This window comes from Dermacoccus sp. PAMC28757 (assembly GCF_014302635.1).
Classification (GTDB): Bacteria; Actinomycetota; Actinomycetes; order Actinomycetales; family Dermatophilaceae; genus Dermacoccus; species Dermacoccus abyssi.
The window spans coordinates 1,204,635-1,229,881 of record NZ_CP060292.1; the positions used below are offsets into that span (position 1 = coordinate 1,204,635).

The window sequence follows — 25,247 nt, forward strand, 5'->3', positions numbered from 1 at the left end:
TACCGGCACCTTACCGCCGGGTCACTTCGCGTGGCTGGCTCCTCGGCGCAGCCGTTTCCTGGGCGTGACGCGGCTGCAGCGCCCGTGCGCCGCGTTGCTACCGTTGGCATCGTGAGATCACGCAACGCGAAGAAGCCCGCCGCCGTCGCCGACCAGCGTCCGGTGCAGGGCGAGGACGGTATCCCCCTCGCACGGGTGAGCCGTTCGCCGCGCATCCTGCCGTTCGTCCTCACGGGCCTCGTGCTGGGTGTCGTCGTCGGTCTCGTCATCGCCATCACCGGCGGTGAGGGCGGCAACTACACGGAGGGTTCCACCCTCGGTTACTTCGCCCTCCTCTTCGGCGGCATCGGCGCCCTCCTCGGCGGGGTCGGCTTCGCCCTCGCCGACAAGCGCGCGCACCGCTGACGGCATCAGCGCCCCGAACCTTCGAAGTCCTGAGACCGCCGTCTCAGACGCTCGTCCGCACCGGGTAGCCGGCGCGTGAAACAATGACGCGGTGACACGCGGTGACGGAAAACTCACGCACGATCTCCTCCCCGGCGAGAAGGGGCCGCAGGACGCCTGTGGCGTCTTCGGCGTCTGGGCCCCCGGCGAGGACGTCGCGAAGCTGACCTACTACGGGCTGTACGCCCTGCAGCACCGCGGGCAGGAGTCCGCGGGCATCGCCACGAGTGACGGGCGAAGCATCCTCGTCTACAAGGACATGGGCCTCGTCTCCCAGGTCTTCGACGAGACGAACCTCGCCTCCCTCAAGGGCCACCTCGCCATCGGTCACTGCCGCTACTCGACGACCGGCGGTTCGACGTGGGAGAACGCCCAGCCGACGCTCGGTGACACCGCCAAGGGCACCGTCGCGCTCGCGCACAACGGCAACCTCATCAACTCCGCGGAACTGCGCGAGACGCTCGAGGACATCCACGGCGAGCTGGGCAACACCCAGGGCGAACTGCGTCGCGGCAACACCACCGACACGGCCCTCGTGACGACGCTGCTCGGCTCGCACCCCGAACTCTCCCTCGAGGAGACCGCGCTCAGGGTTCTCCCGCAGCTGCGCGGGGCATTCTGCTTCACCTTCATCGACGAGAACACGCTGTACGCCGCGCGCGACCCCCAGGGCATCCGCCCGCTCGTCATCGGTCGCCTCGACCGCGGCTGGGTCGTCGCGAGCGAGACGGCCGCGCTCGACATCGTGGGCGCCAGCTTCGTGCGCGAGGTCAACCCCGGCGAGATGATCGCCATCGACTCCGACGGCCTGCGTTCGACGATGTTCGCCAAGCCCGAGCCGAAGGGCTGCGTCTTCGAGTACGTCTACCTCGCCCGCCCCGACACGACGATCAGCGGTCGTGAGGTCTACGAGAGCCGCGTCGAGATGGGCCGTCAGCTGGCCCGCGAGTTCCCCGTGGACGCCGACATGGTCATGCCGACGCCCGAATCCGGCACGCCGGCGGCCATCGGCTACGCCGAGGAATCCGGCATCCCCTACGGCATGGGCCTCGTGAAGAACGCCTACGTCGGGCGCACCTTCATCGCGCCGAGCCAGACGATCCGTCAGCTCGGCATCCGCCTCAAGCTCAACCCGCTCAAGCCGATCATCAAGGGCAAGCGCCTCGTCGTCGTCGACGACTCGATCGTGCGCGGCAACACCCAGCGTGCGCTCGTGCGGATGCTGCGCGAAGCCGGTGCCCTGGAGGTGCACGTGCGCATCTCCAGCCCGCCCGTGCGCTGGCCCTGCTTCTACGGCATCGACTTCGCCACGCGTGCCGAGCTCATCGCGAACGGTGCCAACGTCGAGGAGATCTGCACGTCGATCGGTGCCGACTCCCTCGGCTACATCAGCCCCGAGGGCATGATGGCGGCCACCCAGCAGGAGCCGGAGAACCTGTGCTCCGCGTGCTTCACCGGCGAATACCCGGTCGAGCTGCCGTCGTCCGACCGCCTCGGCAAGAACCTGCTGGAACTGCAGCTTCCCGTCGAGTTCGCCGGGGCCGACCCCACCGACGTCGGCACGGCCGACCTCGCCCGCACCAACCCCGACGGCGTCTCGCCGCTGGCCGGTGGCGGCGCGGTCGACCCGTCCCGCATCTCGCACTGACCGCCGACACGCCCCCATGAAGGACGAACGACACATGACGCAGAACGAGGCCATCACCTACGCCGGAGCCGGTGTGGACGTCGAAGCCGGTGACAAGGCCGTCGAGCTCATGAAGGAGTCGGTCAAGCGTGCACAGCGCCCCGAGGTCCTCGGCGGCCTGGGCGGGTTCGCCGGGCTGTTCGACGCCTCGGTGCTCGGCGGAATGACGCACCCGATCCTCGCGACGTCGACCGACGGTGTGGGCACGAAGGTGGCCATCGCGCAGGCACTCGACAAGCACGACACGATCGGGTTCGACCTCGTCGGCATGGTCGTCGACGACATCGTCGTGTGCGGCGCGGAACCGCTCTACATGACCGACTACATCGCCACCGGCAAGGTCGTTCCCGAACGCATCGCCGCGATCGTCTCCGGCATCGCTGCCGCGTGCCGCCAGGCCAATGTCGCTCTCATCGGCGGCGAGACGGCCGAACACCCGGGCCTGCTCGCCGAGGACGAGTACGACGTCGCGGGCGCCGCCACCGGCGTCGTCGACAAGAAGGACCTCATCCTGCCCGAGTCCGTGCGTGAGGGTGACGTCGTTCTGGGCCTCGCCTCGAGCGGCATCCACTCGAACGGGTACTCGCTCGTGCGCAAGGTCTTCTCCAGCGCCGGTTGGGGCTACGACAAGAACGTCGAGGAGTTCGGGCGCACGCTGGGGGAGGAACTGCTCGAACCGACGCGCGTGTACGCCGCCGACCTCCTGCGCCTCATCCGCACGGACGGAGTTGACATCCACGCCCTCTCCCACGTCACGGGCGGGGGGCTCGCGGCCAACGTGGCGCGCGTCCTGCCCAAGGGCATGGGTGCGCGCATCGAGCGTGCGACGTGGACGCCGCCCGCGGTCTTCGACGTCGTCCAGCGCGTCGGCAACGTGCCGCAGAGCGACCTCGAGCGCACGCTCAACATGGGTGTCGGCTTCGTGGCCGTGCTGCCCGCGGAGCAGGCCGCCACGGCCGTCGAGGTCTGTGAAGAGATGAACCTGCCGGCGTGGCGCATGGGCGAGATCGTCGCCACCGATCGCCTCGACGCCGCAGAGGCCGAGATCGTCTCGGGCGCCAAGGGCGTCGACGCGGGCGCCTGCCAGATCGTCGGCGACTACGCCTGAGCCCGTCGCGGCCGACGCCGACCTGCCGCTTCCACCGAGGGGCGAAAGCGGACGGCGTCGGACGTGACGAGGGCATGACGAATGCCTCCGACCCCGAAGGGTGGGAGGCATTCGTTCACATCAACTCAGATGCGGGTTGAGCTACGAGAGGTGGACGCTCAACGGTCGCCCGACGCCCACGTGTCGTACTCGTCGTACTCGTCGCCGTCGTTCACTCGGTCAGCCGACGAGTCTCGAGCGTCCGACGTGCTGCGCGAAGCGCGCAGTTCACGCTCCAGCGCCCTCAGGTCGGTGTCCGGAGTCGAGTACTTGAGCTCGCGAGCAACCTTGGTCTGCTTGGCTTTGGCCCGGCCGCGCCCCATGGCGAGACCCCCTCTGTGTTTGCCAGGGCGGCCCCCATCAGTCCATGCACGCGGCATCGACCTCAGGAGGAGGGCCCTGGGGATCCTAAGTTTCTGTCGTGGGGGTAACGCTACCTCAGAACAGGGCCGGAACGCCCATCGGGTCGCCCGTCTAGGACGCGCTCTCACCGCGTCAGCCCGGCGCTGACGCGGTGGTTCGCCCTGCGCGAACGCGCCGGTGGGTCAGCGGGGGTCGTCCTTGGTGCGCTTGCGCATGACGAGGAACGTTCCCGCGACCGCCGCAGCAGCCGCCACGGTGCCTCCGATGACGAACAGGGGTATGTTGTCGCCGGGCTCGTCCGTGGTCGGGGTCGACGGGCCCTTCACCGTCGATGAGGACGCGGGGGAGCTGGGGTCGACGGGCTTGAGGGTGCCCGGCGCCTCGGAGCCGTTGGAGGTGCCCGTCGACGTCGAGGAGTTCGCCGCGCCCTTGAGCGTGAACGAGTACGAACCGCTGATGGGGTGACCGTCGGAGGAGGTGACCCGCCACGTCACGGCGTACGTGCCGTTGCCGGTCGGCTCGAACGGCACCGTCACGCGCTGGCCGTCCGCCTTCGGCGTCCCCTGCTTGGTCTTGCCGTCCGGCCCCTTGACGGCGACCTGGCTGCCCACGTCGAGCACCGGCGCACTGAACGTCAGTGTAAGCCGCTGCGGAGCCGACGTGACGGTGGTGCCGGCGGCCGGCTGAGCACCCGTGAGGGAGTCGTGCGCGGATGCGGCGGGGGCGCACGCGAGAGCGATGAGCGCTGCGGCGCCGGGGATGAGGGCGCGAGAGGTACGTGCGGTCATGCCCCCATTGTGGCGCGGCGGCGCAGAGTGTGGGCTTCCGGGCCTAGTGTTGCGTGTCATGGTGGAGCGCTACACGACGATCGCCCGCGCCGTGCAGGCCGAGATCGAGGCCAAGAGGTCACGTTTCCTGTGCGACCTCGTGCCGGTGGCGAGCGAGGACGAGGCTCGTGCCGTCGTCGAGAGGGCTCGCAAGGAGCACTGGGACGCCCGCCACCACTGCAGCGCGTTCGTGCTCGGGCCGGCCGCCGACATTCGGCGCTCCAACGACGACGGTGAGCCCTCCGGCACGGCAGGTACCCCGATGCTCGACGTGCTCACCGGCGCCGACCTGACGGACGTCGTCGCCGTCGTCACCCGGTGGTTCGGCGGCACGTTGCTCGGCACGGGCGGCCTCGTCAAGGCCTACTCCGACGCCGTGCGGGCGGCGCTCGACGAGGCGCATCTCGTCCACTACGAGCGGCAGGTGCGACTGACCTGCCAGGTGACTCTCGCGGACGTCGGGCGCGTGGAGAACGCGCTGCGCGCGGCGGGTTTCGTCGTCGCCGACGTCGACTACGCCACGCACGCGGCGGCCGGGTGCGCCGGCCTGGAGGTCGCTGCACCGTCGGATGCGCTGGGGCGCGCCGACGCGGCTTTGGCGGAACTCACGTCCGGCGAGGCGGCGTTCGAGCGGGTCGGGCAGACCTGGGCGGCGAAGGGCTGACCAGCGGTCCGCCCGCCCGCGCGGACACCCGAGGGAAGTGCAGGTGAGACGAGGGTGGCGCCTGGCGTCGGCGTGGGAGAAGGTGAAGGCATGAGCACGCCCAAGCTGAGCACCCAAGAAACGTACGATCTCGACCGCGCGCACGTGTTCCACTCGTGGTCCGCGCAGGGATCCCTCGACCCGATGGTCGTCACGCGCGCGCAGGGGACGCGTCTGTGGGACGGCGACGACAACGAGTACCTCGACTTCACCGGCCAACTCGTCTTCACGAACATCGGCCACCAGCATCCGCGCGTGGTCGAGGCGATCCAGGAGCAGGCGGCCACGCTGTGCACCATTGGCCCGAGCAACGCCAACGACCGTCGTTCGCAGCTCGCGTCGATGATCTCCGACCTGCTGCCCGACAACCTCAACAAGGTCTTCTTCACCAACGGTGGCACCGAGGCCAACGAGCACGCCGTGCGCATGGCCCGCGAGTTCACCGGTCGGCGCAAGCTGCTTTCGGCCTACCGCAGCTACCACGGGGCGACGGCGCAGTCGATCCACCTCACCGGTGAGCAGCGCCGCTTCGCCAACGACAAGGGCGCGAGCGAGGTGGTGCACTTCTTCGGGCCGTTCCTCTACCGCAGCGAGTTCTTCGCCGAGAGCCCCGAGCAGGAGTGCGAGCGTGCCCTCGCCCACCTCGAGCGCACCATCCAGATGGAATCGCCCGACGCGTTCGCGGCCCTCGTGCTCGAGCCCGTCATCGGTTCGGCGGGTATCATTCCGCCGCCCGCCGGCTACCTCGAGGGCGTGCGCGAGATCTGTGATCGCTACGGCATCGTCTTCATCGCCGACGAGGTCATGGCCGGCTTCGGTCGTACCGGAAAGTGGTTCGGCCACCAGCACGCCGACGTCGTGCCCGACCTCATCACGTTCGCCAAGGGCGTCAACTCCGGTTACGTGCCGCTCGGCGGCGTCGTCATCAGCGACGCCATTGCCGGGCACTTCGACGAGCGCGCCTACCCGGGCGGCCTGACGTACTCCGGTCACCCGCTCGCCTGCGCTGCCGGCGTCGAGACGATCACCACGATGAAGGACGAGGGCATCGTCGACAGCGCCCGCCGCATCGGCGAGGACGTGCTCGGCCCGGGGCTTGCGAAGCTCGCCGAGACTCACGACATCGTGGGTGACGCTCGTGGCGTGGGGGTCTTCTGGGCCCTGGAGCTCGTCGAGGACGCCGAGACGAAGAAACCCGCCACGGAGGCTGCGGCCACGGTGGCTGCCGCCGCGAAGAAGAACGGCCTGCTCGTGATCGCTGCGGGCAACCGCCTGCACATCGTGCCGCCGTGCACCGTGAGCGACGAGGAGATCTCGACGGCGCTTTCGATTCTCGACGAGGCGCTCGGCTCGCTGAGCTGACGCTCGCTCGATGGTTCTGCGCCGTCTCGTGCCCTTCGGGGTGCGGGGCGGCGCAGTTCGTCGTCCCGGGGGAGCGTCGAGCGTGGAGAGGCCGTCGGGCAAGACCTTGGAGACACGGAGAAGCCCCCGAGTGTGAACTCGGGGGCTTCCTCGGTGGAGCGTGGCCAGAGACGGGGTCGAACCGCCGACCTAGCGATTTTCAGTCGCTCGCTCTACCAACTGAGCTATCTGGCCCTTGGGAAAGGGATGGCGACCCCGACGGGACTCGAACCCGCGACCTCCGCCGTGACAGGGCGGCGCGCTAACCAACTGCGCTACGGGGCCTTGAAATAAGGCCGATTTGTGCTGGTATCCCCAACGGGATTCGAACCCGTGCCGCTGCCGTGAAAGGGCAGTGTCCTAGGCCGCTAGACGATGGGGACATGCGCAAATCATCGAGCTTTGCTTTGCGATCTTCACCTCTCGGCGCCGCTCGAACTTGCGTAACTCTAGTACACGTCTCGGGGGCATTGCAAAACGGCCCGATCTGCCCGGAATCTCAGGGAATCTCCTTGCGAGCGAACGCCCGGACGCGGTCGGCCGGCCACGTCGTGATGACCCGTTCCAGGGGCACGTCGAGCCGCTCGATGCGTTCGGCGCCATAGGCGAGGAAGTCGAGCTGGCCGGGGGCGTGGGCGTCGGAGTCGAGCGAGAAGTAGCACCCGGCGTCGAGAGCCTCACGGATGAGGTCGTCCGGCGGGTCGCAGCGTTCGGGGCGCGCGTTGATCTCGACGGCGACACGGTGCTCGGCGCACGCCGCAAAGACCGCCTTCGAATCGAACGTCGACGGCGGCCTCGTGCCGCGCTCGCCCTCCACGAGGCGGCCCGTGCAGTGCCCGAGGATCGTCGTCGCGGGGTTCTCGATCGCCCCGAGCATCCGCTTCGTCATGGCTGCCGGGCCGGAGCGCAGCTTGGAGTGCACGGACGCGACACGAACGTCGAGCTTGGCGAGCATCTCGTCGCTCTGGTCGAGGCTGCCGTCGTCCTTGATGTCCACCTCGATGCCCTTGAGCAGTTCGAAGTCGGTTCCGGTGGAGGCCACAGCGTCGTTGAGGGCTTCGATGACGCCGAGCTGCTTCGTGAGGCGTTCGGCCGACAGGCCGTTCGCGACGCGCAGCGAGGGCGAGTGGTCGGTGAGCACGAGGTACTCGCGTCCGAGGCCGATGGCGGCCATGACCATCTCGTCGATGGGGGAGCCACCGTCACTCCAGTCGGAGTGGCTGTGGCAATCGCCCCGCACGGCCTTCATGACGTCCTGCCCGCCCTCGACGAGGAACTCCGGGCTCGACTCCTCCAAGGTGGCGAGGTACTCGGGCGTCTCGCCGTCGAGTGCCTGCGTGATGACGGCGAGCGTCGTCTTGCCGATACCGGAAACGTCGCCGAGCGTGCCCCCTGCGTGTCGGGCGCGCACCTCGTCGTCCGACAGCTTCGCGAGGGCGCGTGAAGCCCCTCGGAAGGCCTTGACGCGGTACGTTCCGGCGCGTCGGCGCTCGAGGAGGAAGGCGATGCGATCGAGCGCCTCACGGGGGGTGGGCACGGTGTCCATGCGAGTGAGCCTACGTGGGGTGCAAGCCCCCGCCGGGTCGTCTGCCTCGGCGTGGCGGGCCACTCACGCTCGGGCAGGCACAATGGGTGCGTGAGATCGTGGTCGCTCGTCATCGTCATCGTCGTGCTCTGCGCGCTCGTCGTGTACCTGCGCAGCAAGATGCGCGAGGGCGTGACCCGCTGGGCTGCCGAGCGCCTCGGCGGGGGAGCAGCACGCGCTCGCGCGAAGGCACTGCTGTGGTACGGATCGGCCACCGCGGCCGCGCTCGCTCTCCTCGTCGGCGGATACCTGGCGGCGCGCGCCGGAGGCTCCGTGGCGTACCTGCGGTTCGTCGCCGCGTTCCTCGTCTTCGTGCTCTTCGTTCCGGTGGCGACGCTCGGCGCGCCGAAGCTCACCAAGTGGCAGAAGAACTTCGGGCGACGCCTGCACGAGGCAGGCGCCGCCCGAGATGCCGCAGAGGCGTTCGCGCGCGTGGCGCGAGTCTTCTCAGTGGTCGGTGTTCTGTGCGGCGTCGGCGCCGTTCTCCTGGTCGCTCACCACACGCCGTGACGGGTCGCCCGCCTCGATCTGGGTGGACTGCGACGTGGAGCGCTGCTCGTTCGAGCCGAGCGGGTTCGCGAGCGTCGACTCGAGGGCGGGCTTCGGCATGGCCTTGTCCTGAAGCTTCGCCGTCGAGTTCTGGATCGCCTTCGTCACCCACGGCCCGGCGAGGCTGACGACGGCCGCGCCGGCCGCCATCCACAGGCGCGGGTTACGCACGCCGCGCTTGACGAGCATCTTCTCGACGGTCTTGTCGACGCGCAGCGCGAGGCCGGACGTCACGAGCGCCATGCCGGCCGACGAGGCCGAGACGAGGTTGGCGCCTGCGCGCGAGGCGGGGCGGCCGTCGACGAGGTTGATCGTGTCGTCGGTCTTGCCGGCGATCTGGGATCGCGCCGGGCGACGGTCACCCGCGACGGCGGCACCTACGGCCGTCAGGGTGTTCGACATCGCGAGGCCGCGACGCACCCAGCGGGGGAAGCGGGCGGGCCGGATGTAGGTCGTCGCCGCAGCAGTGAGAGCCGTGACGGCGGCTTGGCCGAACTGGGATTCGAGTGCGGGCACGGAGAATCGAGGCATGGTGTCAGCCTAGTTCGCGCGAGTGCCCGCGCAAGCGTCAGTTGGCGTGCGTGGTGCGTGAGAGGAGGCGCTTCGCCCCGACGGCGAGGACGAACGCGAGCGTGGTGGCGGCGAGCGTCACCTTGAACGCGGGGGCGACGCCGCCTTCGTCGACGAGGCGACCGGCGAGGGCGGCGCCTGTCGCGTAACCGAGACCGGTGGCGCCGGCGAGCAGCGTCATCGCCGTAGCTGTGCGCGAACGGTGCGTGATGAGTTCGCCGAGCGTGAAGGTCGTGATCATGTACGGCGCGATGGCGAAACCGAGGATGACGAGCTCTGCGGCGAGCAGCGTGAGGTTGTCGACGGCGAGCAGCGGCAGGGAAAGAATCCACATCGCCGTGGCGAACAGGAGCAGACGCTTGGGGTGGTTCGGCGCCTTCGTCAGGCGGCCGAGGGCGATTCCGGCGCTCACCGAACCGATGCCGAGCAGCGCGTGGAACAGACCCGAGCTCTCGGGGTGCCCGGCGAGTTGCGTGAGCAGCGTCGTGCCCGTCTGGATCGAGCCGAACAGGTTGCCGATGAAGAACTGCGCGGCGACGAGGACGGTGAACGCCGCGGTCCACAGCGGTGCCTTCGACGTGCCGACGGGCGTCGGCGCGAAGCGGCTGCTCGGGTGGCGGGCGAACTGGATGCCGAAGAGGCCGAGCAGCACGGCGGCTGCGAGGAGCGGCGCCCACGTGCCGAGAGCTGCCGCGGCGGCGCCGACGAGCACCGGTCCGACGACGAAGGACGCCTCGTCGGCTGCACCCTCGTAGGAGAAGGCGGTGCCGACGAGCCGGTCGTCGGCCTTGCGACCGACGATGATGGGGCGCCACCGCACACGGGCCAACTGGCCGACCTGCGGCAGGACGAACCCGGTGAGGGCAGCGACGACGGCAGTGGCGACCCAGTGAAGGTCGAAGTAGCGCGTGGCCACGGTGGCGAACAGGCCGATCGTGCCCGCCACGCACTGGAACATGAGGACGCGCGACTGGCCGTGACGGTCGGTGAGCGACCCGAACCAAGGGGCGCCGACCGCGTTGCAGACGGCGAGCGCGCCCGCGCAGATTCCGGCCTGGGTGTAGGACTTCGTCGTCGTCGCGACGAGCAGCAGCGTGCCGAGCTGGGACATGGCCAGGGGCAGGCGTGCGATGAAGGCGACGACGATGTAGCGGTACCCGGTCAGCCCGAATAGCCCTGAATAACCCACTGCCGTACTCACCGCGCAAGTGTACGGGCGCGGACGACGGGGGCCGTCACCGTCGGGTTGCGTGACGTGTGAGCGTCGGCCCGTTCTGTGACCGGCGCAGCTCACGTAGTGGGCCAACGCTCACAGGGTGGGCCGGGGTGCGAGATACGGTCGCAGGGTGAGTGCCGGAGTGAGAATCGCTGTCGTGGCGCTGGTAGCCCACGACCGCGTGCTTCTTGTGCATCGCCATCCGAGTCGTCAAAACTTCCCCGACCTTTGGGATCTGCCGGGTGGTCACGTCGAGGACGGCGAGGACTGGTCGGACGCTGCTGCGCGCGAGTGCCTCGAAGAACTCGGGGTAGGGGTGAAGAACCTGCTGCAGGTTCCTGTCGGACTCGCCATTCCTGGGGTGGACGCACGGGCATTCGTCACCAGCTGTTGGTCGGGTTCTCCCGCGAATCTCGAGCCTGACGAGCACGCTGACCTGGGGTGGTTCACCGCGGAGGAACTCGTCGGGCTGACGATGGTCCACCCCTCGACGCGTGCCGCCGTCGAAGGAGCGCTCGAGTTGGGGATTAGCTGCTGAGCTTCGCAACTCGCACGATGGCGAATCCGAACCGCGCTCCCCGTTACGTCGCGCCAGGAGGGGTGGTTTCTTCCCTTCTTGCGTCGAAACGGCGGCCTTGGGCACAGGAAGGGAAGAAATCGTCCCTTCGCGTGCGGACGTTCTCGCTCAGCGCGGCGAACCCCACTGATCGCCGAGGCCGCGCTGCTCGTTCGGAGGCGGGGCGTAGGCACCCTGGTGCGGCGGAACGTCGTTTCGCTGGGGTGGGTAGTTTGGCCCGCCCTGCGCGCCGTCCCAGGCCTGACGCTGCTCGGGTGTTTCCCACCCGCGCTCCTCCGGCGTGCCCTGCGACATCCGGAGGTGACCGATGTTCGGCGGCACGGGGCTCGCGTTGATCTGCTCGACGTAGCGCTTCGCCGCGCCCCATCCGGCGATGGACTCGTCGTGACGACGGTCGTCCACCGTCACCCGGACCGGCACGCGCGCTCCGCCGAGGCTGCGCACGAGCAATACCGGCAGCGCGAAGATCCACTGCAGCAGGCACTCCGCGAGGAAGAACGGCAGGATGAGCAGCGCTGGCACGAGCCAGGGCAGCACGAGTATGAACATGAAGCAGCCAATGGCGGCCGAGATCGGGTCGTCGCCGCCACCGTGATTGTCCGTCGGCACACGGTCCCACAGCCTCGCGTTGACAGCGCGCGTTCGGCTGCGCCACGGCAGCCACAGCCGGCGTGCCTTGTGCCTCTGAGCCACGTCGTCCCTCCCTGTCATCGAGCACGAGCAACCTGGTGTGGCCCTCGCGATCTGGTTCAGCCTAGGTCCGACGCAGCCGAACGCTCGTCGGCTCCACGATGTGGTGGGCGTCCCCGACCGCGTCGGCCCCGGGCCGGCTGAAATGCTCGCGCGGCGTGCGCGGTGGCGGGGCTACGCTCGAGGCCGTGCTTCTTCGCCTTCTGCGCGAGCGCCTCGCGCCCTACCGTGGCCTGCTCGCGGGCATCGTCGTCGTTCAGCTCGTCAGCGTCCTGACGTCGCTGTACCTGCCGAACCTCAACGCCGACATCATCGACCGCGGCGTCGTCACCGGCGACACCGACTACATCTGGCGCACCGGCGGATGGATGCTGCTCGTCAGCTTCGTCTCCGTCATCGCCTCGATCAGCGCGGCCTGGTTCGCCTCGCGCACGGCCATGAGCGTCGGGCGCGACCTGCGCAGCCGCGTGTTCCACACCGTGCTCGGGTTCTCCTCACGCGAGGTCGGCCAGTTCGGCGCTCCGTCGCTCATCACGCGCTCGACGAACGACGTGCAGCAGGTGCAGATGCTCGTACTCATGGCCTGCAACCTCATGGTCATGGCGCCGATCATGATGATCGGCGGCATCTCGATGGCGCTACGTCAGGACGTCGGGCTGTCGTGGCTCGTCGTCGTGGCCGTGCCCACCCTCGCCGTGCTCATCGGGCTCATCGTCGTGCGCATGGTGCCGGGCTTCCGACTCGTGCAGGAGCGCCTCGACGTCGTCAACCGCGTCATGCGAGAGCACCTCTCGGGCATCCGGGTCATCCGTGCCTTCGTGCGGGAGCCGCACGAGCTCGAGCGCTTCGGGGAAGCGAACGACAACCTGGCCCGCACGAGCCTGCGCGTCGGCAACCTCATGGCGCTCATGTTCCCGTCGGTCTTCCTCGTCATGAACGTCTCGACCGTCGCCATCTGGTGGTTCGGCGGGCACCGCGTCGCCGCCGGCGACATGCAGATCGGCGCGCTCACCGCGTACATGACCTATCTCATCCAGATCCTCATGGCCGTCATGATGGCGACGTTCATGTTCGTCATGATCCCCCGCGCCTCCGTGGCCGCGGAGCGCATCGGCGAGGTGCTCGGGACGTCGCCGTCGGTGGTGCCACCCGCCGACCCGCAGCGCCCGACCGAGAGCCATGGCGTTGTCGAACTCGACGGCGCGACGATGCGCTACCCCGGCGCCGACGCGCCGGTGCTGCGCGGCATCACCTTGCGCGCCGAGCCCGGAACGACGGTCGCGATCGTCGGCTCGACCGGTTCCGGCAAGTCGACCCTGCTCTCCCTCGTGGCCCGCCTCATCGACGTGACGGACGGGGCGGTGCGCATCGACGGCGTCGACGTGCGCGACCTCGACCCCCAGGCCCTGTGGGGCCGCATCGGCATCGTGCCGCAGCAGGCCTACCTCTTCAGCGGCACCGTCGCGACGAACCTGCGCTACGGCAACCCGGACGCGACCGACGACGAGCTGTGGCAGGCCCTCGAGATAGCCCAGGCGCGTGACTTCGTCGAACGCATGGACGGCGGCCTCGACGCCGCGATCGACCAGGGCGGCACGAACGTCTCGGGCGGCCAGCGTCAGCGCCTGTGCATCGCCCGCGCGCTCGTCGCGTCGGCGAACATCTACCTCTTCGACGACTCCTTCTCCGCACTCGACGTCGCCACGGACCGGCGCCTGCGCGAGGCCCTCGCACCCCACGTGCGGCACGCGACGGTCTTCGTCGTCGCGCAGCGCATCTCGAGCATCCGTGACGCCGACCAGATCCTCGTCCTCGAGGACGGCGCCGCCGTCGGGTTGGGTACTCATCACGAGTTGCTCGAGAGCTGCCCGGAGTACCGGGAGATCGTCGAATCCCAGCTCGGTTCGCGGGACGCGGCATGAGCGCCCCGGCAGGACGCGGCGCCCCCGCGAACGCGCAGCGCGGCCCGGGCCACGGCCCCGGCGCCGGAATGGCACCCGCGGCCAAGACGATGGACTTCAAGGGCTCGTCCCTGCGCCTGCTCGGTTTGCTGCGTCCGCACCGCCTCAAGGTGATCGCGGTGCTCGTGCTCAGTGTCGCCTCCGTTGCGATGAATGTGCTCGGCCCCCGCATCCTCGGCAAGGCCGTCGACGCGATCTTCTCCGGCTCGGTTGCGATGCGCCTGCCCACCGGGCAGACCAAGGAACAGGTCGTCGCCGGGCTGCGGGCCTCCGGCAACACGAAGTTCGCCGAGATGGTCAGCGCCATGGATCTCGTGCCGGGTCAGGGCATCGACTTCGGTCACGTGGGTCGGATCCTGCTCGCCGTCCTCGGCCTGTACATCGCGGCATCGCTGTTCCAGGTCGTCCAGGCGCGGCTGCTCAACTCGCTCGTGCAGCAGACGATGAAGAAGCTGCGCGCCGACGTCGACGCCAAGCTGACGCGCGTACCGCTCGCCTACGTCGACGGCCGCCCGCGCGGTGAACTCCTCTCGCGCGTGACGAACGACATCGACAACGTCGGTCAGTCGATGCAGCAGACGATGAGCCAGCTGCTCGTCTCGATCTGCACCGTCTTCGGTGTCGTCGTCATGATGTTCACCGTCTCATGGATGCTGACGCTCATCGCGCTGCTCACCATCCCGCTCGTCATGCTCGTGGCGAGCCGCATCATGAAGAAGTCGCAAGGTCACTTCATCGCGCAGTGGCAGCACACGGGTGAACTCAACGGTCAGATCGAGGAGGCCTTCAGCGCGCACGCCCTCGTCAAGGTGTTCGGCCGCGGCCCGCAGGTCGAGGCGGCCTTTGACGATCGCAACGAGAAGCTCACCGACGTCAGCCGACGGGCGCAGTTCCTCTCCGGTCTCATGATGCCGATCATGATGTTCGTCGGGAACCTGCAGTACGTCGTCATCTGTGTCGTCGGTGGCCTGCGCGTGGCGTCGGGGCAGATGACGCTCGGTGACGTCACCGCGTTCGTCCAGTACTCGCGCCAGTTCACGCAGCCGGTGACGCAGATCGCGTCGATGGTCAACCTCCTGCAGTCCGGCGTGGCCAGCGCCGAGCGTGTCTTCGAGGTGCTCGACGCGCCCGAGGAATCACGCGATGAGCCGGGCAACCTGTCGCGCCCGACGCAGGGGCGCGTCGCCTTCGACGGCGTCGCGTTCGGCTACACGCCCGAGCGGCGCCTCATCGACGGTCTCGACCTGACCGTGGAGCCGGGCCAGACCGTCGCGATCGTCGGTCCCACCGGCGCGGGCAAGACGACGCTCGTCAACCTGCTCATGCGCTTCTACGAGATCGACGCCGGCCGCATCACGCTCGACGGCGTCGACATCCGCGACGTGCCGCGCCGCGAACTGCGTGAGCGCCTCGGCATGGTGCTGCAGGACAGCTGGGTCTTCCACGGCACGATCCGCGACAACCTGCGCTACGGCAACCTCGACGCCACTGACGACCAGCTCCGGGCGGCGGCCGAGGGCACCTTCGTCGACCGATTCGTGCGGTCGCTGCCCGACGGCTACGACACGATCATCAGCGACGACGGCGCCAGCCTCTCCAGCGGCGAGCGTCAGCTCATCACGATCGCGCGGGCGTTCCTCGCCGAGCCGGACGTGCTCATCCTCGACGAGGCCACGTCGTCGGTCGACACGCGCACCGAGGTGATGCTGCAGCAGGCCATGGCGGCGCTGCGCAGCGACCGCACGAGCTTCGTCATCGCCCACCGCCTCTCCACGATCCGCGACGCCGACGTCATCCTCGTCATGGAGGACGGCGACATCGTCGAGATGGGCGATCACGACGCGCTCATCGCGGCCAAAGGTGCCTTCTGGCGCCTGTACGAGGCGCAGTTCGCAGCGCCCATCGAGGAGGCTTGAGCTCTCGTCAGTTCGGCGCGAAATCCCACGCCCCGCGCGTGTACTGCTCGGGGTAGGGCGCGTCGCGCCAGGTGACGCCGAGCTCCGACGCTGCGCGCAGCGGCCAGTACGGCTCGCGCAGGGCGGCGCGGCCGAGCAGGACCGCGTCGGCGTGGCCCTCGGTGAGAATTGCCTCAGCTTGCGCCGGCTCGGTGATGAGGCCGACTGCGCCCGTCGCCACCCCGGAGCGTTCGCGGATGGCCTGCGCGAAAGGCACCTGGTAGTTCTTCTCCGCCGGGATGTCGGCGATGACGTTGCCACCGGAGCTGACGTCGACGAGGTCGACGCCGATCTCCTTGAGAAGCGTTGCGAGCCGCACGGATTCGTCGACGTTCCAGCCCGTGTCGGCCCAGTCCGTGGCCGAGATGCGCACGAAGAGCGGCTTGCTCGCCGGCCAGATCTCGCGCACCTCACGGGTGACGCGCAGCAGCAACCGGGCGCGGTTCTCGAACGACCCGCCGTACTCGTCGTCGCGGCGGTTGGACGCGGGGGAGAGGAACTCGTGCAGCAGGTACCCGTGCGCCGCGTGGATCTCGACGACGTCGAAGCCCGCCTCGTCCGCCCGCGCCGCAGCGTCGACGAAGGCATCGACGACATCGTCGATCTCCTCGAGTGTCATGGCGCGCGGTTCGGCAAGGGTGTCGAAGGCGATGGCCGACGGAGCGAGCGTCGGCCAGCCGGCGTCCGATTCGGGAACGCTTCCGTTCGCCATCCCGGCGAACGGGGGGTAAGTGGAGGCCTTGCGTCCGGCGTGTGCGAGTTGGATGCCCATCTTCGCGCCGTGACTGTGGACGACGTCGACGACGCGTCGCCAGCCGGCGACCTGATCGTGGTTCCAGATGCCCGCGTCTCGGGGGCTGATGCGGCCTTCAGGCGCGACAGCGCTCGCTTCCGCGATGAGCAGTCCGAACCCGCCGACCGCGCGCGTCGCGTGGTGGACGAAATGCCAGGCGGTGGGGATGCCGTCGCCGGCGTCGCAGCTGTACTGGCACATGGGTGCGAGCCAGATGCGGTTGGGGAAGGTGACGTCGCGCAGGGTCAGGGGCTCGAAGATGTGCGGCAAGGTCTCGCCTTTCGTGTGGGGTGTCATCCGGCCAACGTCGCCGAGGGGCGCTCGCATTCCACGTCCCGGCGCCAGCGGGCGAGGAACGCTGCGCCGGCGGCGTCGTTCGTCAGGTCGTCGGGCGCGACCTCGACGGGGTAGTCGCGCTCGAGGCGGCCGTCGGCCGGGCGCACGTCACCGTGGCGCACGACGAAACCGCGCTCGTGGAGCCGGTCGGCCATGGCGTAGTCGCTGCGTGAATCCCCGAGCGTGCGCCACTCCCGCGGTGTGATGCCGAGTCCGGCGAGGTAGGCGACGGCCTTGTCAGCGCCGACCTGCTTGCCCGTGCCGATGTGTTCGACGTCGGTGGAGATGATCGTCGGGTCGATGCGCAACGCGACGTCGTCACTGTCGTTGAGCGCCGTGCGGTCCTCCCATGCGACGCCGATCTCCTGCTCGGCGAGGAAATCCCAGATGCGCTGCTCGATCTCGTGCTGCCGGCGCCCGTAGGTCTCGAGGTCGATCCCGTGCAGCGCCTCGAAGCTGACCATCGCCTTCTTCGTCGCGTCGAAGAACATCGCGTCCTCGAAGTCGGGGGCAATGCTGCGGCAGAACTCGACGAGCCCCGTTGGCACGCGCAGACGCTCGTCGACCTCGAGATCGTCGCCCGCGCCGTCGAGGTGCTCGGGCTTCGGCACGAACCACGTCGAGCCCTTCTCGCACACGGCGAGGACGACGGCGTCGTCAGGCAGTCCGGCTGCGACGAGCGACGGCATGACGGTGCGCGCGACGAAGACGTCGGAACGGCCCGTGTTGAACACGAGCGGGACGCCCGCCCGGGCCATCGCGACGAGATCGGCGGCGATGGAATCGATCGCGAGGGTGCGCGTCACCGGGCTCGCGACGGGGCCGTCGACGTCGAGCAGGAGCGCGTAGAGGGGCTTGGAGGTCATGGATGCAGTCTGGCACCACGCACTGGCAGGGCATCACGCCCCACAGGTTCGGTTAATGGTGATTAACTGGATTCGGATGTGAGGTGGATCTCACGGCCACATGGTCCCGTGCCGCCCGAAGTCTTCGAGTGCAGGAGGAGAAGTGGACAAAGTCGTGGCGTCTGCCGCGGAAGCGGTCGCGGACATCGGGGACGGTGCGTCGCTCGCCGTCGGAGGATTCGGCCTGTGCGGCATCCCGAGCGTGCTGATCGGCGAGCTGCACAAGCTCGGTTCCAAGGATCTCGCGGTCGTCTCGAACAACTGCGGCGTCGACGACTGGGGCCTCGGGGTTCTACTGCGCGATAAGCGCCTGCGTCTCGTCACCGCCTCCTACGTCGGCGAGAACAAGGAGTTCGCGCGCCAGTACCTCGAGGGCGAACTCGAGGTTCATCTGACGCCACAGGGAACGCTGGCGGAGAAGCTGCGCGCCGGCGGCGCCGGTATCCCGGCGTTCTTCACGGCCACGGGCGTCGGCACGCAGGTGGCTGACGGCGGCATGCCGTGGAAGTACGGCGCTGACGGCCAGGTGGAGAAGGAGTCGGAGCCCAAGGAGACGCGCACCTTCGGCGAGGGTGACGACGCCAAGGACTACGTGCTCGAGGAGAGCATCGTCACGGACTTCGCGCTCGTGCACGCGGCCAAGGGTGACCGGCACGGCAACCTCGTCTTCAACCTCTCCGCGCGCAACTTCAACCCCTTGTGCGCGATGGCCGGCAAGACGGTCATCGCCGAAGTGGAGGAGCTCGTCGAACCCGGCGACATCCACCCCGACGAGGTGCACCTGCCGGGCATCTACGTGCAGCGGGTGGTGGAGCTGACGAAGGAGCAGTCCGGAGACAAGCGGATCGAGAAGCGCACGACCCGCGAAGCGGAAGGTGCGGCGAAATGATGTGGCGAGAGCTCGCGGGGCGGGCGTTCGACCAGGGGTGCGAGAAGCGTCCGACCCGTGACGCGGAAGGCGGTAACTGACATGGCGTGGACACGTGAGCAGATGGCGGCGCGCGCTGCGGCGGAGCTGGAGGACGGCGACTACGTCAACCTCGGCATCGGCCTGCCGACGCTCGTGCCGAACTATGTCGACGACGACGTCGAGCTGGTGCTGCAGTCGGAGAACGGCCTGCTCGGCGTGGGTGCGTACCCGAGCGACGACACGGTCGACCCCGACCTCATCAACGCGGGCAAGGAGACGGTGACCCTGCGTCGTGGCGCGTCGATCTTCGACTCTGCGACGTCGTTCGGCATGATCCGCGGCGGCAAGGTGGATGCGGCCATCCTGGGCGCGATGCAGGTGTCGACGAACGGTGACATCGCGAACTGGATGATCCCCGGCAAGATGGTCAAGGGCATGGGCGGCGCGATGGATCTCGTGCACGGTGCCAAGAAGGTCGTCGTCCTCATGGAGCACTGCGCGAAGGACGGTTCGCCGAAGATCCTGCCCGAGTGCACGCTGCCGATCACGGGCCTCGCCGTCGTCGAGCGCATCATCACGGACCTGGCCGTCATCGACGTGACGGACGATGGGCTCGTGTGTATCGAGCTGGCCCCCGACGTCACCTTCGACGAGGTCGTCGAGAAGACGGGCGCGCCGCTCAGCGCCGGGGCGGGCATCGCCTGACGTTTCGCGGCCCCGCCCGGGTTTTCCTGCGTGCCAACGATGTAGCGTGAAACCAGGAGGTGTTCGTTCATGGGAACGTGGAATTACGTGGTGAACCAGCAGCAGTTCACCGACCAGTACGGAGAGGGTGCCGCGGTGCGGTACGCCGAGGTCATCGGAGACATTGCCGCGCGGATGACACCGGGTGATCGTGAGGGTGCTCTGGAGATCGTCAACGCGGCGTTCGACGAGCACGGTTTCGACATGCCGGAGATGATGCGCGACAAGATCGCCGAGAACCTGACGCTGGCGGAGCACGACCGCGTCGTCATCAGCGACGAGTTCGACAACGTCATCGCCGAGCACTCGCTGCCGAGTGACCGCGAAGCCCTCGACGAGGAGGACCGTCCTCACATCGATCCGGAGAACGACTCGCGCCCGACGTACAGCTGACGTCGGTCAACGCCTGACTGCGGAGCACCCACGCCGGGTGCTCCGCAGTCGCGCGTTCCGGTCGGTCGTTGCGCGAGCCGCACGCAACGACGACGCGGTGGGGCGTTGTGCGCGGGTGTGGCCCGTCGGGCTAGGCTGGCCCACGCGCTGCGCGAACTCGCCGGCGCCAGGGCCTTTAGCTCAATTGGCAGAGCTGCGGACTTTTAATCCGTAGGTTGTGGGTTCGAGCCCCACAGGGCCCACCGACCTGACAGAGTCGATGGATCAGATTCATCGACACCGACGAGACCGCGAGCCTCGGCAGCGGTGGGGTCGTGGGTGCCGAACACATTGGGGGCACGATGACTCATCTCGAGTGCTGTGGGCACATTTCACGCCGTACCCTGCTCGCGGCAGGCGCGGGGGCGGGGCTGCTGGGGGTGGCAGGATCGTCACCTGTCTCGGCGGCAACCGGTGACTCCAAGTTGCCGAACAAGGGCGACTCCCGGTACTCGGTGAGTCACTACTCCATCGGTGACACCGTTCGCACCGGCGCCAACGGCACACATGCCCGGGTCTACGGAGCGACGACGATGACGTGTCGTGCCGAGGTCGCGACGACATCACTCCTCATCGACTTCGCGCTCGTACCGAAGAGCGTCACCGTGAACGGTGTGAGCAAGCCGTTCAAGGCGGCCGAAACGCGGTATCAGTGGTCGATCACGGGCGTTTCTCTGGCGAAGGGGCAGTCGTTCACGCTCCAGGTCAGGTACGACGACATCCCCTGGAACCGGGTTCTCCTCAACCGAGGCACCCGTGGCGTCATCGAGAACGGCACCGTGACGACGTTCTCCGGTGAGCCCGAGGTGGCCGTGTTCTGGTACCCGAGCAACGACCGCATCGACAACAAGGCCACGTACGCGAACAGCATCTCGACGCAGAAGGCCAACCAGATCATCGCCTACGGCGCGCCTGCCCCGCACACCTTCGGCGACGGCAGCATGGTCAACACGCGCATCGTCATTCCGGAGCGGGTCTCGTCCTACAACCCCGGGCTCACCGTCGGGCCGGGTCTCGCCGTGAAGCGCGGCAAGCTCACCGCGGCAGGCGTGAGCGTCCCGTACCTGTACGCGGGCATGGCGAGCGTCCCGGCCAACCTCGTCACCCACACCGCGAAGTCGCTCGACTACTTCGCCCGGTTGTACGGCCCGTACCCGTTCTCGCAGTCCGGTGGGCTGACGCTGACGAATTTCCCCGTCGGTGGCCAGGAGCAGGTCGGTCTCGTCCAGTACAAGCGTTCGCTCGTCGACGGTTCTCCGAGCTTCATCGCGCACGAGAACGCGCACATGTGGTTCGGCAACTCCGTGACGGCCAAGGACTGGCGTGACGTCATGTTCATCCACGAAGGTCTCGCCGTCCTGCTGCAGAACGACTACGCACGTCACGCGGGCATCGCGGGGGCCTACACGCCCGTGAAGTCGACGCTCGCGGGAAGCAGCGGGCCGGAGTACCTCGCGACGAGCCGCTACAACTACGTCTACGGTGCGCAACGCGCCATCCGCTACGCCATGGACCGCTCGTACCTGCGCGAGAACGCGCCGCGTCACACGGCGTTCCTCAAGGAGCTCGCCACGACGTATCGCCACGCGAACATCACGCGTGGGCAGTACAAGGCGTTGGCGCAGAAGCACTCGCCCGTCAGCCTCGCGTCGGTGTGGGCGGACTACGGAATCAGCGGTTAGCTCGGGTTGGGGGGGCGCGCTCGTTCAACCCGCAGGCACGATCAGTCGTCCGCGGGGGAGCGCTCTGCCCACGTTTGCGGTCGCAGGTCGAGTCGGCGAAGCAGCTGTGCGTTGAGCGCCACGACGACCGTCGAGGCAGACATGAGGACGGCACCGACGCTCATCGGCAGCACGAACCCGACGGGTGCGAGCACGCCCGCGGCCAGTGGCACCGACACGAGGTTGTAGCCGGCGGCCCACCACAGGTTCTGCTTCATCTTGCGGTACGTCGCGCGCGACAGCTCGATGACCGAGAGCACCGAACGCGGGTCGGAACTCGCGAGCACGACGCCCGCCGACCCGATCGCCACGTCCGTTCCCGCGCCGATCGCGATGCCCACGTCGGCCTGCGCGAGAGCCGGTGCGTCGTTGACGCCGTCGCCGACCATGGCCACCTTCCGCCCCTCGCCCTGGAGTTCGCTGACCTTCGCAGCCTTGTCCTCGGGGCGTACGCCGGCAAAGACACGGTCAATACCGAGCTCGTCCGCCACGTGGTGCGCGACGGCCTCGGCGTCACCGGTGATCATGACGACCTGCGCGCCTCGAGCGTGAAGGGCGTCAATCGCATCCCGGGATTCCGGACGCACGGCGTCGGCCAACTTCAGGGCGCCGATGACTTCGCCGCCTGCGAGGACGTGGAGGATGATCGCGCCCTCGGTACGCCACTCGTCGGCGACGGGTAATTCGCGGGCGTCCTGCTGTTCGAGGAGGTGCGGTCCGCCCACCTCGACAACGGTGCCGTCGATGTCCGCGCGTACTCCGACGGCCGGTGACGAGGTGAAGTCGCCGCCGCGCGGAACGTCGAGCCCGCGGTCGTCGGCCGCTGCGACGATGGCCCGCGCGAGGGGGTGCTCGCTGTCCGCCTCGGCCGCAGCGGCCAGCCGCAGGACGTCGTCCTCGCTGCGGCCCTCGACCGCTTCCACGCCCGTGACGGTCGGTTCACCCTTCGTCAGCGTGCCGGTCTTGTCGAGCAGCACGGTGTCGACGGTGCGCATCGACTCGAGCGCCCGGCGATCGGTGACGAGCACGCCGGCTCGCGCCGCGCGCTCCGTCGCGATCGAGATGACGAGCGGGATGGCGAGGCCCAGGGCGTGCGGGCAGGCGATGACGAGCACCGTGATGGTGCGGATGACGGCCTCGTTGGGGCGGTCGGCGACGAACCACACGATCGCCGTGAGAACGGCCGCGCCGAGGGCGTACCAGAACAGCCATGCGGCGGCCCTGTCCGCGAGCAACTGCGCACGCGACGAGGAGTTCTGCGCCTCGCTCACGAGCTTGCTGATGCCCGCAAGTGTGGTGTCGTCGCCCGTTGCCGTGATCTCCACGCGCAGACCGGAATCGGTGGCCACGGTGCCCGCGACGACGGCGTCGCCCTTCTCCCGACGCACCGCGCGCGACTCGCCGGTGACCATCGACTCGTCCATCGACGCGCTGCCGTCGACGATGCGCCCGTCCGCAGGCACCGAGGCGCCGGGGCGGACGATGACGACGTCGCCGACGACGAGGTCGTCGGGGGAGACCGTGACGACGCGGTCGCCGTCGACCTTCTCGGCCTCGTCGGGCAGCAGTGCGGCGAGGGAGTCGAGTGCCGAGGACGTCTGCGCCAGCGAACGCATCTCCACCCAGTGGCCGAGCAGCATGATGACGACGAGGAGCGCGAGTTCCCACCAGAACGACAGCTCGTCGTCGAGAACGCCGAGGCTGGCACCCCAGGACGAGACGAACGCGACAGTGATCGCGAGCGCGATGAGCAGCATCATGCCGGGCTTGCGCGAACGCACCTCGCTCACGGCGCCGGACAGGAACGGCTTGCCGCCCCAGACGTACATCACGGTGCCGAGTGCCGGCGCGATCGCGCGCGTCCAGCCCGAATCGGGCAGCGAGTAACCCACGAGGTGGGCGAACATCGGGTCGAACGCGATGACGGGGATCGCGACGACGCTCATGATCGCGAACAGGCGCCGGAACATCGTGACGTGGTCGCCGTGGCCCGCGTGGCCTCCGTGCCCTGAGTGGTCGCCGTGTCCTGCGTGATCGTTGTGGCCAGATGTCTCGGGTTCCATTCACTCCTCCTCACGAGCTACACCGCCCCGCACCCCTGCGCCGGGCGGAGCTGCATTCCTCACTCGCGTCAACTTATACCCCATGGGGGTATATTCCGAGAAGGTGAAGCCACGACGCACCAACGAAAGATCCCCCGGCCGAATCGGAGCCGGGGGATCTCACGCAATGCACATCACTCGATGACGCGGATGAGCTTCTTGTTGAGGAACTCCTCGATGGCGTAGCGGCCGAGTTCACGGCCGAAGCCGGAGCGCTTCACGCCGCCGAAGGGCAGTTCTACGCCGTCGGCACCGACGCCGTTGACGAAGACCATGCCGACCTCGAGCTGATTGGCGATGCGCTCGGCCTGCTCGGAGTCCGTGGTGAAGACGTACGAGCCGAGGCCGAACGGGGTGTCGTTCGCGAGTTCGACGGCCTCCTCCTCGGAGCCGACCTTGAAGACCATGGCGACCGGGCCGAACAGCTCCTGGTAGTAGGCCGGGTTGTCCTTCGTGACGCCCGTGAGGACACCTGCGGGGTAGTAGGCGCCGTTCGCGTCGACGTCGTCGTTCTCGGAACCGACGAAGGTGGCGCCGCCGCTCACGGCCTCGTCGACCTGGGAGGCGAGGTTGTCGCGCGCCGCGACGGACGACAGCGGGGAGGCGCCCGAGGTCTCCTTCATCTTCTCGGTGAAGGCGGTGACGAACTCGTCGTAGAGGCCGTCGGCGACGATGAAGCGCTTACCGGCGTTGCACGCCTGGCCGGTGTTGTAGGCGCGTGCCTCGACGGCGGCCTGGACCGTGGCGTCCATGTCGTCGGTGCTGAGGAGGATGAACGGGTCGGAGCCGCCGAGCTCGAGCACGACCTTCTTGAGGTTGCGTCCGGCGATCTCGGCGACGGCGGAGCCGGCGCGCTCGGAACCGGTGAGCGAGACGCCCTGGATGCGCGGGTCGGCGATGATGTCGGCGCACTGCTCGTTCGTGGCGTTGAGGTTGACGTAGGCGCCCTCGGGGAACCCGGCCTCGGAGAAGATCTGCGCGATCGCGGCTGCCGACTCGGGGCACTGCGGAGCGTGCTTGAGGATGATCGTGTTGCCCGCCACGAGGTTCGGGCCCGCGAAACGGGCCACCTGGTAATAGGGGAAGTTCCACGGCATGATGCCCAGCAGCGGGCCGATGGGGAAGCGGCGGATGAGGGCGCTGCCCTCGCCGTCGAGAAGGTCGATCGGCTCGTCCTTGAGGAACTCGGTGCCGTTGTCCGCGTAGTAGCCGAGGATGGCGGCCGAGAACTCGACCTCCTCGACGCACTCGGCCGTCGGCTTGCCCATCTCGCGCTCGATGATGGCGGCGAGCTCGTCGGTGCGCTCGGAGAACAGCTCGGAGGCGCGCTTCATGAGCGCAGCGCGGTCGGCGACGCTCGTGGTGCGCGACCAGCTCTTGTACGCGGACGACACGGCGTCCAGGGCGCGCGAGACGTCGGACGCGTCGGCGGTGGGGTAGGTCTCGACGACGTTGCCGTCATGCGGGTCGGTGACGGCGTACTGCGAGGCGCTCATGATTCTCCTCGGTGGGGGATGTGATCAGTCTCAGTCTGGTGGGTGAGGCGGCCTCGATCGGCTCTCGCGCTCACCCATTTCTACCGGGTTGCCCCGCCGCCGGTGGATGAAACGACGGCGGGGCAGGTGCAGA

At 68.6% G+C, this 25,247-nt stretch carries 23 protein-coding genes and 4 tRNA genes; 14 read left to right on the forward strand and 13 right to left on the reverse strand.

Annotated features, from left to right (window positions below):
- Positions 1–111: 111 nt before the first annotated feature.
- The 3 genes from H7F30_RS05865 to purM all read left to right on the forward strand — a co-directional run bounded on the left by H7F30_RS05865 (position 112) and on the right by purM (position 3,239).
- Complete coding sequence (locus H7F30_RS05865) at positions 112–405, forward strand: hypothetical protein (protein ID WP_147362646.1); 294 nt, start codon at positions 112–114, stop codon at positions 403–405.
- 91 nt (positions 406–496) lie between these two features.
- Positions 497–2,092: an amidophosphoribosyltransferase gene (purF, locus tag H7F30_RS05870; protein WP_187037344.1), complete on the forward strand. Its 1,596-nt coding sequence runs from the start codon at positions 497–499 to the stop codon at positions 2,090–2,092.
- Between the two features lie 34 nt (positions 2,093–2,126).
- A complete protein-coding gene (gene purM, locus H7F30_RS05875) occupies positions 2,127–3,239 on the forward strand; it encodes a phosphoribosylformylglycinamidine cyclo-ligase (RefSeq protein ID WP_187037347.1) in 1,113 nt (370 codons plus the stop codon).
- Positions 3,240–3,397: 158 nt separating this feature from the next.
- On the opposite strand, the gene H7F30_RS05880 is transcribed toward purM, so the two are convergent.
- Positions 3,398–3,601 (reverse strand): DUF3073 domain-containing protein, encoded by a 204-nt coding sequence (locus tag H7F30_RS05880; protein ID WP_047312377.1) that lies wholly within the window; start codon positions 3,599–3,601, stop codon positions 3,398–3,400.
- Between the two features lie 222 nt (positions 3,602–3,823).
- Positions 3,824–4,429, reverse strand: a complete 606-nt coding sequence (locus H7F30_RS05885) for a copper resistance CopC family protein (RefSeq protein ID WP_187037349.1) — start codon at positions 4,427–4,429, stop codon at positions 3,824–3,826.
- Positions 4,430–4,487: 58 nt separating this feature from the next.
- On the opposite strand from H7F30_RS05885, the gene H7F30_RS05890 reads away from it, so the two are divergent.
- Positions 4,488–5,132, forward strand: a complete 645-nt coding sequence (locus H7F30_RS05890; protein WP_187037351.1) for a YigZ family protein — start codon at positions 4,488–4,490, stop codon at positions 5,130–5,132.
- A 90-nt stretch (positions 5,133–5,222) separates the two neighbouring features.
- Positions 5,223–6,533, forward strand: a complete 1,311-nt coding sequence (locus H7F30_RS05895; RefSeq protein WP_187037353.1) for an aspartate aminotransferase family protein — start codon at positions 5,223–5,225, stop codon at positions 6,531–6,533.
- A gap of 161 nt (positions 6,534–6,694) precedes the next feature.
- Here H7F30_RS05895 and H7F30_RS05900 read toward each other — a convergent pair.
- From H7F30_RS05900 to H7F30_RS05915, 4 genes are all read right to left on the reverse strand, one after another.
- Positions 6,695–6,767, reverse strand: a tRNA-Phe gene (locus H7F30_RS05900).
- A gap of 13 nt (positions 6,768–6,780) precedes the next feature.
- Positions 6,781–6,857 (reverse strand) — tRNA-Asp (locus tag H7F30_RS05905).
- Positions 6,858–6,879: 22 nt separating this feature from the next.
- Positions 6,880–6,955 (reverse strand) — tRNA-Glu (locus H7F30_RS05910).
- Between the two features lie 116 nt (positions 6,956–7,071).
- Entirely contained in the window at positions 7,072–8,118 is a 1,047-nt protein-coding gene (locus H7F30_RS05915) for a PHP domain-containing protein (RefSeq protein ID WP_187037355.1), read from the reverse strand.
- Positions 8,119–8,208: 90 nt separating this feature from the next.
- On the opposite strand from H7F30_RS05915, the gene H7F30_RS05920 reads away from it, so the two are divergent.
- Entirely contained in the window at positions 8,209–8,667 is a 459-nt protein-coding gene (locus H7F30_RS05920) for a hypothetical protein (RefSeq protein WP_187037357.1), read from the forward strand.
- On the opposite strand, the gene H7F30_RS05925 is transcribed toward H7F30_RS05920, so the two are convergent.
- A complete protein-coding gene (locus H7F30_RS05925) occupies positions 8,605–9,237 on the reverse strand; it encodes a hypothetical protein (RefSeq protein ID WP_187037359.1) in 633 nt (210 codons plus the stop codon). The genes H7F30_RS05920 and H7F30_RS05925 overlap by 63 nt on opposite strands.
- A 37-nt stretch (positions 9,238–9,274) precedes the next feature.
- Positions 9,275–10,477, reverse strand: coding sequence for an MFS transporter (locus H7F30_RS05930; RefSeq protein ID WP_255464973.1), 1,203 nt, complete (start codon positions 10,475–10,477; stop codon positions 9,275–9,277).
- A gap of 172 nt (positions 10,478–10,649) precedes the next feature.
- Here H7F30_RS05930 and H7F30_RS05935 point away from each other — a divergent pair, with 172 nt between their 5' ends.
- Positions 10,650–11,030 carry an NUDIX hydrolase gene (locus H7F30_RS05935; protein ID WP_165357923.1) on the forward strand — a complete coding sequence of 127 codons (381 nt, stop codon included), beginning with the start codon at positions 10,650–10,652 and terminating at the stop codon, positions 11,028–11,030.
- A gap of 147 nt (positions 11,031–11,177) precedes the next feature.
- On the opposite strand, the gene H7F30_RS05940 is transcribed toward H7F30_RS05935, so the two are convergent.
- Positions 11,178–11,762, reverse strand: a complete 585-nt coding sequence (locus tag H7F30_RS05940) for a hypothetical protein (RefSeq protein ID WP_187037361.1) — start codon at positions 11,760–11,762, stop codon at positions 11,178–11,180.
- 185 nt (positions 11,763–11,947) lie between these two features.
- Here H7F30_RS05940 and H7F30_RS05945 point away from each other — a divergent pair, with 185 nt between their 5' ends.
- Positions 11,948–13,681, forward strand: coding sequence for an ABC transporter ATP-binding protein (locus H7F30_RS05945; protein ID WP_187037363.1), 1,734 nt, complete (start codon positions 11,948–11,950; stop codon positions 13,679–13,681).
- Positions 13,678–15,636, forward strand: coding sequence for an ABC transporter ATP-binding protein (locus H7F30_RS05950; RefSeq protein ID WP_304511097.1), 1,959 nt, complete (start codon positions 13,678–13,680; stop codon positions 15,634–15,636). Before H7F30_RS05945 ends, H7F30_RS05950 begins: the two co-directional genes overlap by 4 nt.
- Before the next feature lie 7 nt (positions 15,637–15,643).
- Here the strand turns inward: H7F30_RS05950 and H7F30_RS05955 are convergent, their stop codons facing one another.
- On the reverse strand, positions 15,644–16,738 hold the full coding sequence (locus H7F30_RS05955; protein ID WP_222617861.1) for an NADH:flavin oxidoreductase/NADH oxidase: 1,095 nt from the start codon (positions 16,736–16,738) through the stop codon (positions 15,644–15,646).
- A gap of 23 nt (positions 16,739–16,761) precedes the next feature.
- Entirely contained in the window at positions 16,762–17,670 is a 909-nt protein-coding gene (locus tag H7F30_RS05960; RefSeq protein WP_129665139.1) for a hypothetical protein, read from the reverse strand.
- Positions 17,671–17,812: 142 nt separating this feature from the next.
- On the opposite strand from H7F30_RS05960, the gene H7F30_RS05965 reads away from it, so the two are divergent.
- From H7F30_RS05965 to H7F30_RS05985, 5 genes are all read left to right on the forward strand, one after another.
- Positions 17,813–18,598, forward strand: a complete 786-nt coding sequence (locus tag H7F30_RS05965) for a CoA transferase subunit A (RefSeq protein ID WP_187037366.1) — start codon at positions 17,813–17,815, stop codon at positions 18,596–18,598.
- Between the two features lie 81 nt (positions 18,599–18,679).
- The gene (locus H7F30_RS05970) at positions 18,680–19,324 is read left to right on the forward strand and encodes a CoA transferase subunit B (protein WP_187037368.1); all 645 of its coding nucleotides are present in this window, start codon (positions 18,680–18,682) and stop codon (positions 19,322–19,324) included.
- Positions 19,325–19,393: 69 nt separating this feature from the next.
- The gene (locus tag H7F30_RS05975) at positions 19,394–19,756 is read left to right on the forward strand and encodes a hypothetical protein (protein WP_047312363.1); all 363 of its coding nucleotides are present in this window, start codon (positions 19,394–19,396) and stop codon (positions 19,754–19,756) included.
- A gap of 169 nt (positions 19,757–19,925) precedes the next feature.
- Positions 19,926–19,998, forward strand: a tRNA-Lys gene (locus tag H7F30_RS05980).
- Between the two features lie 99 nt (positions 19,999–20,097).
- Positions 20,098–21,477 carry a M1 family aminopeptidase gene (locus tag H7F30_RS05985; RefSeq protein WP_187037370.1) on the forward strand — a complete coding sequence of 460 codons (1,380 nt, stop codon included), beginning with the start codon at positions 20,098–20,100 and terminating at the stop codon, positions 21,475–21,477.
- Positions 21,478–21,518: 41 nt separating this feature from the next.
- Here the strand turns inward: H7F30_RS05985 and H7F30_RS05990 are convergent, their stop codons facing one another.
- Both H7F30_RS05990 and H7F30_RS05995 read right to left on the reverse strand, forming a co-directional pair.
- Positions 21,519–23,579, reverse strand: coding sequence for a heavy metal translocating P-type ATPase (locus H7F30_RS05990; RefSeq protein ID WP_187037372.1), 2,061 nt, complete (start codon positions 23,577–23,579; stop codon positions 21,519–21,521).
- A 173-nt stretch (positions 23,580–23,752) separates the two neighbouring features.
- Entirely contained in the window at positions 23,753–25,114 is a 1,362-nt protein-coding gene (locus tag H7F30_RS05995) for an NAD-dependent succinate-semialdehyde dehydrogenase (RefSeq protein WP_187037374.1), read from the reverse strand.
- Positions 25,115–25,247 lie beyond the last annotated feature (133 nt).

What these genes read in the sequence shown, in the direction of transcription:
- purM (WP_187037347.1), top strand. Translation starts at nt 2,127, where the DNA reads ATGACGCAGAACGAGGCCATCACCTACGCCGGAGCCGGTGTGGACGTC.
- H7F30_RS05880 (WP_047312377.1), bottom strand. Translation starts at nt 3,601, where the DNA reads ATGGGGCGCGGCCGGGCCAAAGCCAAGCAGACCAAGGTTGCTCGCGAG.
- H7F30_RS05885 (WP_187037349.1), bottom strand. Translation starts at nt 4,429, where the DNA reads ATGACCGCACGTACCTCTCGCGCCCTCATCCCCGGCGCCGCAGCGCTC.
- H7F30_RS05890 (WP_187037351.1), top strand. Translation starts at nt 4,488, where the DNA reads ATGGTGGAGCGCTACACGACGATCGCCCGCGCCGTGCAGGCCGAGATC.
- H7F30_RS05895 (WP_187037353.1), top strand. Translation starts at nt 5,223, where the DNA reads ATGAGCACGCCCAAGCTGAGCACCCAAGAAACGTACGATCTCGACCGC.
- H7F30_RS05915 (WP_187037355.1), bottom strand. Translation starts at nt 8,118, where the DNA reads ATGGACACCGTGCCCACCCCCCGTGAGGCGCTCGATCGCATCGCCTTC.
- H7F30_RS05925 (WP_187037359.1), bottom strand. Translation starts at nt 9,237, where the DNA reads ATGCCTCGATTCTCCGTGCCCGCACTCGAATCCCAGTTCGGCCAAGCC.
- H7F30_RS05950 (WP_304511097.1), top strand. Translation starts at nt 13,678, where the DNA reads ATGAGCGCCCCGGCAGGACGCGGCGCCCCCGCGAACGCGCAGCGCGGC.
- H7F30_RS05960 (WP_129665139.1), bottom strand. Translation starts at nt 17,670, where the DNA reads ATGACCTCCAAGCCCCTCTACGCGCTCCTGCTCGACGTCGACGGCCCC.
- H7F30_RS05970 (WP_187037368.1), top strand. Translation starts at nt 18,680, where the DNA reads ATGGCGTGGACACGTGAGCAGATGGCGGCGCGCGCTGCGGCGGAGCTG.
- H7F30_RS05975 (WP_047312363.1), top strand. Translation starts at nt 19,394, where the DNA reads ATGGGAACGTGGAATTACGTGGTGAACCAGCAGCAGTTCACCGACCAG.
- H7F30_RS05985 (WP_187037370.1), top strand. Translation starts at nt 20,098, where the DNA reads ATGACTCATCTCGAGTGCTGTGGGCACATTTCACGCCGTACCCTGCTC.
- H7F30_RS05990 (WP_187037372.1), bottom strand. Translation starts at nt 23,579, where the DNA reads ATGGAACCCGAGACATCTGGCCACAACGATCACGCAGGACACGGCGAC.
- H7F30_RS05995 (WP_187037374.1), bottom strand. Translation starts at nt 25,114, where the DNA reads ATGAGCGCCTCGCAGTACGCCGTCACCGACCCGCATGACGGCAACGTC.